Source organism: Halorutilus salinus (genome assembly GCF_026242195.1).
Classification (GTDB): Archaea; Halobacteriota; Halobacteria; order Halobacteriales; family Halorutilaceae; genus Halorutilus; species Halorutilus salinus.
This window is the reverse complement of record NZ_RKLV01000002.1, coordinates 110,668-122,721: the sequence shown is the minus strand read 5'-3', so window position 1 is coordinate 122,721 and position 12,054 is coordinate 110,668. Positions and strand designations below refer to the sequence as shown.

At 60.6% G+C, this 12,054-nt stretch carries 15 protein-coding genes; 7 read left to right on the top strand and 8 right to left on the bottom strand.

Annotated elements, in window-relative coordinates; translation table 11 throughout:
- Positions 1–85: 85 nt before the first annotated feature.
- Complete coding sequence (locus tag EGH25_RS02420; protein ID WP_276591882.1) at positions 86–742, bottom strand: SdpI family protein; 657 nt, start codon at positions 740–742, stop codon at positions 86–88.
- 84 nt (positions 743–826) lie between these two features.
- Entirely contained in the window at positions 827–1,309 is a 483-nt protein-coding gene (locus EGH25_RS02415) for a hypothetical protein (protein WP_266085916.1), read from the bottom strand.
- Positions 1,310–1,394: 85 nt separating this feature from the next.
- Between EGH25_RS02415 and EGH25_RS02410 the strand changes: the two genes are divergently transcribed.
- A complete protein-coding gene (locus tag EGH25_RS02410) occupies positions 1,395–2,228 on the top strand; it encodes a lipase family alpha/beta hydrolase (protein ID WP_266085915.1) in 834 nt (277 codons plus the stop codon).
- Here EGH25_RS02410 and EGH25_RS02405 read toward each other — a convergent pair.
- A complete protein-coding gene (locus EGH25_RS02405; protein ID WP_266085913.1) occupies positions 2,225–2,635 on the bottom strand; it encodes a universal stress protein in 411 nt (136 codons plus the stop codon). The genes EGH25_RS02410 and EGH25_RS02405 overlap by 4 nt on opposite strands.
- Before the next feature lie 47 nt (positions 2,636–2,682).
- A complete protein-coding gene (gene tatC / locus EGH25_RS02400) occupies positions 2,683–4,374 on the bottom strand; it encodes a twin-arginine translocase subunit TatC (RefSeq protein ID WP_266085912.1) in 1,692 nt (563 codons plus the stop codon).
- Positions 4,375–4,463: 89 nt separating this feature from the next.
- Between tatC (EGH25_RS02400) and tatC (EGH25_RS02395) the strand changes: the two genes are divergently transcribed.
- On the top strand, positions 4,464–5,177 hold the full coding sequence (gene tatC, locus EGH25_RS02395; protein WP_266085910.1) for a twin-arginine translocase subunit TatC: 714 nt from the start codon (positions 4,464–4,466) through the stop codon (positions 5,175–5,177).
- Between the two features lie 30 nt (positions 5,178–5,207).
- Positions 5,208–5,537 (top strand): MazG nucleotide pyrophosphohydrolase domain-containing protein, encoded by a 330-nt coding sequence (locus EGH25_RS02390; RefSeq protein WP_266085908.1) that lies wholly within the window; start codon positions 5,208–5,210, stop codon positions 5,535–5,537.
- On the opposite strand, the gene EGH25_RS02385 is transcribed toward EGH25_RS02390, so the two are convergent.
- Positions 5,534–6,334, bottom strand: coding sequence for a hypothetical protein (locus EGH25_RS02385; RefSeq protein WP_266085906.1), 801 nt, complete (start codon positions 6,332–6,334; stop codon positions 5,534–5,536). The genes EGH25_RS02390 and EGH25_RS02385 overlap by 4 nt on opposite strands.
- Positions 6,335–6,411: 77 nt before the next feature.
- Here EGH25_RS02385 and EGH25_RS02380 point away from each other — a divergent pair, with 77 nt between their 5' ends.
- From EGH25_RS02380 to EGH25_RS02370, 3 genes are read left to right on the top strand one after another with little or no spacing between them, the layout of a single operon-like run.
- Positions 6,412–6,966 carry a GMP synthase subunit A gene (locus EGH25_RS02380; protein WP_266085904.1) on the top strand — a complete coding sequence of 185 codons (555 nt, stop codon included), beginning with the start codon at positions 6,412–6,414 and terminating at the stop codon, positions 6,964–6,966.
- A gap of 44 nt (positions 6,967–7,010) precedes the next feature.
- The gene (locus EGH25_RS02375; RefSeq protein ID WP_266085903.1) at positions 7,011–7,664 is read left to right on the top strand and encodes a DsbA family protein; all 654 of its coding nucleotides are present in this window, start codon (positions 7,011–7,013) and stop codon (positions 7,662–7,664) included.
- On the top strand, positions 7,661–8,242 hold the full coding sequence (locus EGH25_RS02370; protein ID WP_266085902.1) for a hypothetical protein: 582 nt from the start codon (positions 7,661–7,663) through the stop codon (positions 8,240–8,242). Before EGH25_RS02375 ends, EGH25_RS02370 begins: the two co-directional genes overlap by 4 nt.
- On the opposite strand, the gene cysS is transcribed toward EGH25_RS02370, so the two are convergent.
- Complete coding sequence (cysS, locus tag EGH25_RS02365; RefSeq protein WP_266085900.1) at positions 8,239–9,645, bottom strand: cysteine--tRNA ligase; 1,407 nt, start codon at positions 9,643–9,645, stop codon at positions 8,239–8,241. The two genes, EGH25_RS02370 and cysS, sit on opposite strands and share 4 nt — an antisense overlap.
- 146 nt (positions 9,646–9,791) lie before the next feature.
- On the opposite strand from cysS, the gene EGH25_RS02360 reads away from it, so the two are divergent.
- Positions 9,792–10,430, top strand: a complete 639-nt coding sequence (locus EGH25_RS02360; protein ID WP_266085899.1) for a hypothetical protein — start codon at positions 9,792–9,794, stop codon at positions 10,428–10,430.
- A gap of 12 nt (positions 10,431–10,442) precedes the next feature.
- Here the strand turns inward: EGH25_RS02360 and EGH25_RS02355 are convergent, their stop codons facing one another.
- Entirely contained in the window at positions 10,443–11,267 is an 825-nt protein-coding gene (locus EGH25_RS02355; RefSeq protein ID WP_266085897.1) for a hypothetical protein, read from the bottom strand.
- Between the two features lie 130 nt (positions 11,268–11,397).
- Positions 11,398–11,976, bottom strand: a complete 579-nt coding sequence (locus EGH25_RS02350) for an SCP2 sterol-binding domain-containing protein (RefSeq protein WP_266085895.1) — start codon at positions 11,974–11,976, stop codon at positions 11,398–11,400.
- Between the last annotated feature and the right edge of the window lie 78 nt (positions 11,977–12,054).

Sequence of the window (12,054 nt, the reverse complement as noted above, 5' to 3'; positions counted from 1 at the left end):
CGTTACTCAGGGTCGTGGAAGCCGATGCGCGTCGGTGGCAGGGAACACGGGGGACGAATGCGATACCTCTGTTGAAACTACCCGGCTACACGCCACCCGGCTCGTTCTCAAGGCGCTCGTATAGAACGTACGAGTAGACAAACGTGATGCCGGCCGTCAGAAGCGCCGGAACGATTATGAAGTAGATCGCGTACCCCTCAAAGAGCAACCCCACCAGTGCTACAGCCGCAGTGAGTTTGAAGAGTTTCGCACCGAGATCGTGAGTCCGCTCCCAGACCTCGGTACTACTCATCGTCCACGGCGTCCGGATGCCGACGAACCAGTTGCGTTCCGCATGGTTGAGGAGGACACCGACAAAATAGAAGAGGCTGACCACAGCAACCAGCACCAACTGTATGAAGTCGAACTCGTAGCCGAGGTTGAACGCGACGATTCCCACGTGGAGTATCGTCATGAACGCCGTGAAGCCAACGACGAACCGGTCGTAGAGCGGGCGGAACTCGTCGATGTTCTCGCTAAGCGGATCAATGCGAGGAATGACGGCGAACATACCGAGGAGGAGAGCCGTCAGCGTGGGAAAGAGAGCGAGTGCAACCGACTTCGGCATCGTGCCGTCCGGTTCGCCCGTAGCGTTCCAATGAGTCACCATCCGTTCGGGTAGTTCCGGCGCAACAAGGACGCTTACGGCACCCGAGACTGCGACCAAGCCTGCCGCCAGCGCGAACCGGTGCGGCGATTTCATATCGAATAGTACGGACTTCATCAATATAAATAATTATACCGGTCGATAATATCATAGGCGAACTGCTCGCGGGTATGTCGGGTGTTAGCCCCTTATCGGTATCTCGCGCTCGGCGGGTTCCATCGCGTAGTAATGGAGGAAGACCTCCGTACCGCCGACACGTAGGTACGCCTTACCGAGGTAGAGACCGTCGACGCGCCGGACGCGTTCCTTGAGACGACGGAGCGCGTACGGGTTCTCGCGTACGTCGTAGTCGAGTACGAGCGCGCCGTCGTCCCTGTCGCTCTCGACGTACGACTCAAAGCCGTACCTCTCGAACGTCAGAGATCCGTAGCCGAGACGGTTTATGCCGTCCTCGTCGGGCGCACCCGCCGTATCTCCGAGGCGCATACCCGACCAAGGCGCGTACCTCACCGTGCGCTTCCAGAGAGGGGTACGTGCGGGTCCGCGTCCGGCGAGTACGGCACCCCGCATACCGCCTTCGGGCGTCTCTTCGGGAAGATCGGCGTCTTCGTACAGTACGTTTAGGTCGTCGAGGTCGGCGTTACGTAGGTCTCGTAGACGCATACGGTACGGTTCGTCGGGTACCGTATGAATCTGGCGGCGACGGTCGCGGTAAGACTTTACTTCCCGTCGGTACTACGGGGAACGGATGGCTAAGAAAGTCGCGTTCGTCGCCCACGGATTCGCCGACGACTACTTTACGCCGTGGTGGAGACCCGTACGTGAGAAGTTCGAGTACTGGGGCTACGACATCATCGAGGTGAACTTCGACGGTCTGGCGCGTACCGTCGACTCGCCGCGCAAGTACGCTGAGAAGGTCGAGGTACGTGTACAGGATATGTACGACACGCTCGAACAGGAGTACGAGGGGGCTGAGATAGTCGTCGTAGGTCACTCTATGGGCGGTATGGTGGCGCGGTACTTCGTCGAAAAGCTCGGGTACGAGGAACAGGTCGACAGTATACTCACGTTTGGCTCCCCGCATCAGGGTACGTTGGTAGGTGTACCGTTCGGTATCCCCGTGCTCGGTAGCAAGGGCGCGCGCGACCTGTCGCCGGGAAGCCAGTTCCTACGGACGCTCAACGACCCGGGTCTCGCCGACGGTGTCGACTACTGCGCCGTCTACACGCTCAACGACCCTCTCGTCATACCGCGTAAGAACGCAAGGCTTCCAGAGACGCGCGAGGGCGACACCAACGTCCGTGTCGGAAGGAGCGTTTCGGAGATAGCCGACGGCTGTCTGTCGGAGCTAACAGGAGGAACGGGAAACTGTGTGAGACGCGCTGACTTCCTGACGGGACACGTCACGATGTTCTACAACGACGAGACGTGGGAAGGCGTCGCCGGTTTTCTCGGCGAGGACGACGCGGGCGAAAGCGTACGCGGCGAGCTTCTGAGGGATGTCAGGGACGATGCCACATGGGTAGCCGAAGGCGTCGGTGACCGCGCGCGCTCCGTCTACAGACGTATCTCAGGAGCCTAACGTACGACGACGACCGGAACGGGCGACCTGCGTACGACGTTCTCGGCTACGCTTCCGAGTACGACGCGCGAAACGCCGGTACGTCCGTGGCTTCCCATGACAACGGTATCGGCATCGCTGTCCTTGACGTAACGCACGATAGCGTCGCCTTCGTTTCTACCGACGGTGAGCTTTCTTTCTATACCGACGCCCTCGCGTTCGGCGTCGAAGCCGTCGAGAACATCAACCGCCCCGCTCATCAGCACCTTCGCAACATCGACAGTCTCGCCTTCGTCCCGGCTCGTGTCCGAGGGATGGACGACATGGAGAACCGTGACGCGTTGCGCGTCGAACTCGTCGAGCGCCCATTCGAAAGCCTTCTTCGACCCCGGAGAGCCGTCGACAGGTACGAGTACGTGTTCGACCATGTCCCAGAGTCGGACGCACGGAACATAACCGTGTCGCCGACGCGCGCTCAGTTGCTCTCGCCCGCCAGCCCTAGCTGACTGCGCTCGTCACGCACCTTCTTTATGGTACCGTGGCACAGGACACGTGTGACGACGAGCGACACGAGGTAGAAGCCCGAAAGCGGCGTCGCGACGACTATCATCGTAAACGGATCGGGCGAGGTTACGAGAGCGCCGACGACGAAGACGACGACCGTAAAGTGCTTCCACTTGGACTTGAGCGTCTCGTAACGTACGAGCTTCGACGAGATGAGGAAGTACATCGCCGCGGGCATCTCAGCCATGACGCCGACGAGTACGGTGACTATGAAGACGAAGTCGATGAACTCGCCGACGGTGAAAGTCGCCTCCATTCCGCTCTCCACGATCGAGTTGGACAGTACGCTGACGAGCACGGGTATGGTGCCGTAGTAGGCGTACGCCGCGCCGGCGAGGAAGAGTGAGACGACGACCGCGGCGCGTGAGACGTAGTAGAGGGGTGAGCCGTCGCCGCCTATGACGTTCTCGGAGATGAGGGTTTCGCGCGAGTAGTAGACGACGAACGGAACCGTCGCAACCGCACCCGCGAGCGCGCTGTACTTGACGACGAGGAAGACGAACTCGAATATCTCAAGCTGTACGGTCTCGACCTGTGAGGCGAGTTCGGGAGGCATCTGAGAGACCGTCTGCCGGCGTATGGCGTCGACACCGTGGTAGATGAGCCAGTAGAAGGAGACGGACGCGACGACGAGGAAGACACCTCCGAGCTTCTTCGAATGGGAACGCATGTCCTTGAAAACCGCGCCCGCAACGTCGATAGCACCGCGATCCATAACGGCGTCGACACCCGCCTCCGCCGCGGATCGCGTCGCCGCCTTCGCACCCTCGGCGGTTGCGTTCGAAGGGCGACCGCCTTGGTCTTGGTCGGCTTCGGCTGTCTCATCGACCGCTATAGCCGTCTCCTCGTCGAGGTTCTCACTCGCGAAGACACGGACGGCACCGAGACCGAGGAAGTAGACGGCTACGAGGGGACCGAGGACGACGACCTGTGTCATAGGATCGGGTGAGGTTACGAGAGCGGAGATGACGGCGGCGACGAGTACGAAATGCCTCCATTTGTCGCGGTAGAAGCTGTAAGAGACGACGCCCGAACGTACGGTAAAGACCATGAGGAGAGGTAGCTGTGCCGCGACGCCGAAGATAACCGAGTAGACGAGGACGAAGTCGATAAAGCTCGATATACGGAAGAAGGGACGTACACCCGCACGTACGGCGATGGCGGCTACGAACCTCATTATGTACGGGATCATGACGACGTAGGCGTACGCGACGCCGACGGCGAAAAGACCGGCGACGCCGATCAGGAAGCCCGCGACACGGGGACGTGACGACGACGGAAACCATACGCCGCGTCTCTTCAACGAGCCACGCGCGAGGTAGACGGCGACAGGAACGACGACCAGAACCCCCGCGATGACGCCTATCTTCGCCTGTAGGAGTATCACCTCAAACGGGTTGACGAACGAGGTTTCAACGTCGTACCCCTGCGCCGCGGCGCGTGCAAGCGTCTGTTCCTGTATCTTGTCGAAGAGATAAAGGCGTAAGAAAAGAACGGTTGATACGAGACCGAGAAGGAACGACACGAGAACCGTCACGAGGTTCTCGCGCGCCGCGTCGAGTATGTCGTAGGCTCCGCGCACGAAGCCGCCGGTATCGGTCATCGTCGGTGGTTGGTCGGCATCGCGTATCAACCTTTCCGCTTACGCGCGCCCAACACAGGCTTTATGCGCCGAGCGGGCATACCGCCGGTGTGTCGATTCAGACAGACGAAGAGATGCCGCTGACGGCGCATATAGAGGAACTCGTGCGCCGCGTCATGGTGGTTGTAATAGCCTCGACGGTCGTAATGGCTGTCGTCTTTGTCATGTCAGAGGGTCTGCTACAGACGATATGGTACAACTTCGTCGAATCCGACCCGCATGTCTACCAGCCTTTCGGTGAGATCCTGACGCGTCTGAAGCTAAGCGCGGTTGCGGGTCTGGCGGTCGCTACACCGGTTCTGGTCTACGAGACGTTCGAGTTCATGAAGCCGGGTCTGTACCCGAACGAGCGCCGGTACTTCATCTCCGTCGTTCCCGCGTCGCTGATACTCACGGCGCTGGGTCTCGCTTTCGCGTACTTCTTCGCGTTACCCCTGCTTTTCCGTTACTTCATCTTCTACTCCGAGGGCGTCGCTACTGCGGGTCTGGGTCTAAGCGAGACTTTCAACATAATACTTCTCGTCGCTCTCGCCTTCGGTATCGTCTTCCAGATACCGCTTCTGATGACGTTCGGCGTCAAGATGGGTGTAGCCTCCGTACGTTGGTTCGAGGACAAACGCCTCTACGTCTGGGGAGGATGCATAACCGCCGCCGCGCTCCTCGCGGGTTCGCTCGACCCGACGGGCTTTGCGGGTCTGATGGTGGCGCTGACGATGGTGACGTTGTTCGAGACGACGCTCATCGGTCTGAAGATAGCGCGTTAGGTTTAACCGTCGCCCCGACACGGGTTCGGCATGGAAGAGGATACGGACGATCTGTACAAACGGCTTACGCGCGAGTTCCACGACGCCGCGGGTATAGACCACGAGGGTACGAAGGAGGACGAACTCCTCTGGATCTCCATGCTTACCGAAGAGTTAGGCGAACTCGCCGAGGCGGTCAACAAGGACAAGGAGGACGCCGTGGGCGAGGAACTCGCAGACGTTGCGATCGTAGCCTTCGGTATGGCACGTATCTGCGGTATCGACATGCGCGAGGAGTTCGTAGAGAAGATGGAGTACAACGTAGAGAAGAGCGGCGCGAAGACAGAGGGCGGTAAGGTCGTCGACGACGCCGACAGCTAAGGCGTCGCCTTTTCCTCGGCGTCGGTATCCGTCTCGCCGACATCGAATATGTAACGCGTCTCTACGTCGTGGCGCGTCTCGCCCATCTCGTTTAGTGCGTCGGCGTACTCCATAAGCGTCAGCATCTGACCCTCCGGCTTCAGAACCTCGTCCATGACGACGCCTATGACGGTTTCGTCACTCTTCATAAAGTACTCCCAGTCGTCGTAGTCTCCGTAGAGATGGAACCCCGCGTCTATATTCTCAACCTCGTCGGGTTCGAGAGCGCGCGCCTCAGAAACCTCACCGTCGTCGATATCGAGGTAGGCGTACGCACCGTGGTCGTCGGTGACGAAGCTTTCGAGCTGATGAACAAGGCTGTCGAGATGCGGCGGTAGGAAGTCACGTAGCTCTTCGGAGATCTCGTCGACAGCCTCGACGTACGTCGGGTCGGCGTCGAAAAGCTCCTCCGACTCTTCGAGGAGCGCGCGAATCTCATCCGAGAGGGCATCGCGGACGCTCTCGTCGAGGAGGCTGAACGACCTGTAGACGGGCTTGTCGATGCCCTCACGTTTTATCTCGGTTTCGAGGGCTTCGGGTAGGTCGTCCCAGATCTCGTCGGGCATCCTGTCGACGCCGAGCATCTCGTCGGGGATGTCGTCGAGCGTGTGGTCATCGACAGGTATGTTACGTACCTCGAAAACGAATGAGCCGTTGAACCCCTCGCCCCAGTCACGTATGAGGTTGCGGAAACGCGGGTTGTTGTTCAGAACCTCGCGGTACTCGTCGTACCATTCGACCGTCGGGAACCAAGGCATGGACGAAGGTCGGAGCGCGGACATATATATCTTAGTCCGTCGGAAACCCGCGCGTTTTTGTGCGTTCCGCGCGAAGGGTGACCGTGATAGCCGTAATCGACAACGGAGGGCAGTTTACGCATCTCGAAGGGCGCGCGCTCCGCGAACTCGGTGTCGAATGCGAGGTCGTCGACAACGAGGCGCCCGTCGACGACGTTCTCGCCGACGCCGACGGCGTCGTCCTCAGCGGCGGTCCGTCGCGTGACGAGGCGGGGAACAGCGCCGAGTACCTCGAAAGGGACGTGCCGGTGCTTGGAATCTGTCTCGGTCACCAGATAGTCGCGGATCGTTTCGGCGGGCGTGTAGAGGCTGGCGAGTACGGCGGATACGCAGACGTTGAGGTAGAGATACTCGACGACTCGGGTGTGCTCGCGGGTCTGGGTGAGACGGTTTCGGTCTGGGCGTCGCACGCCGACGAGGTAAAGGAGGTTCCCGACGGCTTCGTCCGAACCGCGCGGAGCGACGTCTGCGAGGTCGAGGCGATGCGTCACGAGACACGTCCCGTCTACGGCGTCCAGTGGCATCCGGAGGTGTCTCATACCGAAGGCGGAGACCGTATCTTCAAGAACTTCGTAGAGATTGCTTCGGTGTAACACGCCCGCATCAGGTATATCCGTGGGCGCGGGGTAATCTCCGCATGGACAGACGTAGATTTATGGCTTCGGTCGCCGCCGCGGGTGCGGTCGGTGTGACGGGCTGTCTAGGCGGAAACAACGATGAAGGCGACACCGTACCCCTCGACTCCCACCCTATCTCCGACGGACTCGAAGAACAGCCGAGTTTGGGAGCGTCGGACGCGCCGACTGCGGTCGTCGCCTTCGAAGACCCTTCGTGCCATTCGTGCCATAGCTTCGAGACCAACGTCCTCCCGACGATGCGCGAGGAGATGATAGAGATGGGTGACACGCGTTTCTACTACCGTCTGTTTACCCAGCCCGTCCAGCCTTGGGGCACGGACGCGTCGAAGGCTCTCGAAGCGACGTACGCGAGCGACGAGGACGTATTCTGGGAACTCAAGAGCTTCTACTACGACGAGTTCGACTTCACGACGGACGACGTCCTGCCGAGGACGCGTGAGTTCCTCGGGGACACGTCCGTCGACGCGGACGGTATAGTTGAGAGCGCGCGGAACGGCGAGTACGACGACGAGGTGGATTCGGACATGAGCGTCGGCGAGCGCGCCGGTGTCCGCGGAACGCCGACGTTCTTCCTCGTAGACGGCGACGAGGTGGTTGCACAGGTCGTCGGACCACAGTCGACGTCGGTCTTCAGAAACGCGCTCGGACTATGAGGCTACCGACTAACACGGACGACGCACGACTCGTCGCACGGACGGTGCGTCTGGTCAACTCGTCGCCCGCGTACGCGGCGCTGTCCGCCGTCACCGGATTCGTCGGTCTTAACCTGTTCGTCGTCTCGCAGAACATCAACCTGTTCATAAACGTGGTTGTGTCGGGGACCCTCGCGCTCGATGCGCGCCTCGCCGTCCTGTTCGGACTCTACCCGTTCGTCGGGACGGCGTTCACGGCGACGGAGGGCGTCGTGCTTCTCGTAGTCGCCGCTTTCTTTGGAGTCAACCTGTCGATGCTGACGTACCAGTTGCGTGAGAACCGCGTCTCTCTGCGCGAAGGTTCGGGTAGCGCCGCGGGCATGGCTCTCGGCGTCCTCGGCGCGGGATGCGCCGCGTGCGGCACCGCGGTTCTCGCGGGCATCCTGTCGCTGTTCGGTGCGGCGGGCGTTCTAACGCTACTTCCGTTCAACGGCTTGGAGTTCTCGCTCGTCGCGCTCGTACTGCTCGCGCTCTCGGTCTACTGGCTCGCCGACGGTATGCGCGGCGGCGAGGTACGTGGCTGTCCCGTCGGCTACTAAAGCCTGTACGTAGCGCCGTCGTCGGTATCCTGTACCTCTGCACCCGCGTCTTCGAGGGCGTCGCGTAACGCGTCCGCAGTCTCGTACTCACCTTCGTCGCGCATCTCCTCACGGAGAGCGAGAACCGACCCGACGACGCGCGCGGTGTCGCCGTCGCGCGAGAAGTCGAATCCGAGAACGTCGCCCGCGAGTTCGTCGAGCGCGCGCCAAGCGCAAAAAAGACCGGCGTAGTCGTACGGCGGTTCCTCAACTTCAGCGTTTACGGCGTCTACGATACCGTCGAGCGCCGCGAGCGCTTCGGGCGTGTTGAGGTCGTCGTCCATCGCCTCCACGAAGGCTTCGCGTGCCTCCTCCGTCGCATCGCGTAACGCGCCGTCGGTCTCCTTCGCACGCGCCTCCTCCGAGTCCATGGCTTCCTCGCACGTCCTGTAGCCGTTCCGTAGACGTTCCCACCGCGCCGCGCCGTCGTCGAGAGCATCGCGCGTGAACCGCTGAGGCTTCGTGTACCGTGTCCCTAACAGAAAGCCGCGTATCTCGTTGGCGTCGTACTCCTCAAGCGCCTCATGGACCGTCCAGAAGTTTCCAAGCGACGAAGACATCTTCTCGTCGTCGACACGGAGGGAGCCGACGTGTAGCCAGTAACGCGTAAACTCCTCGCCCGTCGCCGCCTCCGTCTGTGCTATCTCGTTCTCGTGGTGAGGGAAGACGAGGTCACGCCCGCCGCCGTGTATATCGATCGTCTCGCCGAGATGGGTCGTCGACATCGCGCTACACTCTATATGCCATCCCGGACGCCCTTCGCCCCACGGGGACTCCCAAGTCGGCTCTTCGTCGGGTGCCTCGCCGTCGGCGAGCTTCCAGAGTGCGAAGTCCTCAGGCGCTTCCTTCGTGGTTCCCTCCTCGCCCTGTTCGAGTTGATCGACACGCTGTCCCGACAGCTTACCGTAGGCGTCGAACTCGGAGACGTCGAAGTAGACGCCGTCCTCGGCTTCGTACGCGTAGCCTCGTTCGACGAGCCGTTCAACCATACGTACGATGTCGTCGACGTGTTCCGTGACATGAGGACGTACGTCGACACGCCGGAGGTTCAGGGCAACCATGTCGTCGTAGACCTGTTCGGCGTACCGCGCCGCAACCTCCCCGGCTGTCTTACCTTCCTCCTCTGCGCGCCGTATTATCTTGTCGTCAACGTCGGTGACGTTCTCAACGTGTTCGACATCGTAGCCCTTGTACTCCAGATAACGGTGGAGCACATCGAACGAGACCCACGTGCGTGCGTGTCCGAGATGCGGGTCGTCGCTCACCGTAAGACCGCAGACGTAGAGCAGAACGCGGTCGTCGTCCAAAGGCTCGAAGACCTCCGTGTCACCCGACAGCGTGTTGGAGAGCCTGAGTTGGGTCATCGTTCTTTAATCCGTTTATCCGCTCAAAAGGTTTCTGATGGAGTAACGAAACGTCCCTGTTAAGCCGACCGTACGGGAGCAAAGACGACCTTCCGGCTCGGTAAAGGCTTATTACTCGCCGGCGCTTACCGTCGTTGGGTGGAACGGTGGTTAGCAACTCTACGTTAGCGTTACCCACAACGGGGGCGGCTCTCATGGTGGTAGGGATCTCCGGCGTAGCGGGGAGGGAGATAAGCATGATGTCGTTCGTTCTCGGATTCGGGCTGACAGTGACGGGTCTCGCGCTCGGTGTGAAAGAGGCAACGAGCGCCGACGCCAAGACGGGGAGCAAGGACAGGACGACTGACAAACCCGCGCTTATACGCGCCGTCGGGGTAGGCGTAGGGCTTGCCTCTCTCATAACGCCGTACTTCCGCACGCCTATCACACCCGGAGCGACCGAAACAGCGGAGTCGGTCGTCGATGTCTTGGCGACAGCGGCGGCGGGCGTTGAGGCTCATATAAGCTTCGTCGTACTGATACTCGTCGTCGTCGTTCTCGCGGGTTCGTTCCTCGCCGTCTTTCACCACGCAGGCGGGTACGTCATGTTACTCGGCGGTATGACGACCGTCTTTATACTCGTGGAGAGGTCGGACAGCTTCGGTGCTGTGACGACAGAGGTCGGATACGGTGTGTACCTGATGCTGTTCGCGGCTTTCATCATAATCTCGTCTTCGCTTTCGGATACGACCGACGCCTTCGACTCGGACACAGACTGGGGTTCGGGGCTTCTGGTTCTGAGATAGACGGTACCGCGTCTACTCCTGTCCTATCCCCTCGGCGAGCTGGCGCAGGTCTTCGTCCGAAAGGTTCTGCTCGCAAGCGTCGGCGACGGCGGTAACGAACTCGTCGGAAGCCCCTTCGTTGACGTACCTCTCGGCGAGCGCGCCCACGGCGTCCTCGACGACCTCCTCCGAAGCCTCCTGTCGGGCTATCTCCGTCGCCGCCATCATAACGAGCGCGTCGACGAGTTCGTGTGAGTCACCTCCTTCGATCACCTCGCCGCCCGCGATGTTGAGCGTGTTCTCAACCATCTCGTCGGCGTGACCCTCGTTGACTATCTTGTCTACGATGACGTCACCCACGTCCGCAACGACGAGGTCGGCGCGTTTTCCGAGTAGTCTGTCGGCTATCTTTTTGATCGCGCGTTTGAGCATACCGACGCGTCGGACGCCGGGTAGGCGCGCGATGATTATGTCAGCAACGTCCTGCACGATCTCGTCCGACTTGGGTCCTTGCAGAAGGCGCACTATCTCGTCACCGACGCGATCTACCATCTCGTCGGCGTGGTCGTTCTCGGAGATGGTTTGGGAGATAGTGTCCGCGCCCTCGTCAACGAGGTCGTCGGAGAAGCCAGCCTCGTCTACCGAGTCGCTGACCGAAGCCGCTACGTCAACGACAACCTTGTCCGAGAAGCCTTCCTCGCGTGCGACACGCGCGATCCCGTCGGTGGTGTCACGCACGAAGCCGTCCGCCTTCTGCCCCGATAACGTTTCCTCAACCGCGGCACGTACCTCCTCCGCAACCTCGTCCGCCTCGTCCGTCTCAAACCTCACGGTTACCTCCTGCGTTTCTGTCGACATGTTTAGTAGTTGTAAGAGCGCTGATACAAAAATCTATCCCGCTACACGGTCTGTCTCAGCCCGTAGGGTTCGAATGCGAGACGCGTATCGCACTCACCGACCTCATGTGGTCAGCGTACGTCGTACCGTCTCAGTCTGTCGCCTCCTCGTCGGCGTACTTGTTAAGGCGCTCGTGTACAGGGGTCATCACGGAAGCAAGCTCCATTCCGGTGTCGACATCGCCGTCCATCTCGAACTCGCCCGCCATGAACCCCTGCACGGGGTCGGTCGAGCCTGTAAGCATGCCCGCGAGGGTGTTCGACGGTCCTGTGATATGCAGATCCGCGCCGTCGACGTGTCCCGCACCGCCTTCGAGCGTACCGGCTTCGTCTTCGACACGGAGGTGCCCGCGCATCGGCGAGTCGTCCGCCTCAAAGTTGACCGTCGCGTTCTGCGTGATGTTCTCCTGTAGCTCCTCGTCGCGGTCGACGAGCGCGCTCGTCGCATCCCAGAGGAAGTCCTGAAACTCCTCGGCGACCTCGGGCGCGTCGTTGGCGAACTCCTCGACATCCGTGCCGTCGAGACGGCTGAGGAGACGCGGAACGTCCTCGGAGCGCTGTTCGACGAGCGCCTCAACATCGTCGATGTCGTTAAGGAGCGACGTTAGGTTGTTCTTTAGCTCTTCGTCGGACATCTCGAAGTAACGGTCTATCTCGCCGGGTACTGACATACAGTATAATTCGTTATCGTACACAAGTCGGTTTCTCCCACGATACGGGGCAGTTTAAGTCTCGTCTGAAACAGGGTG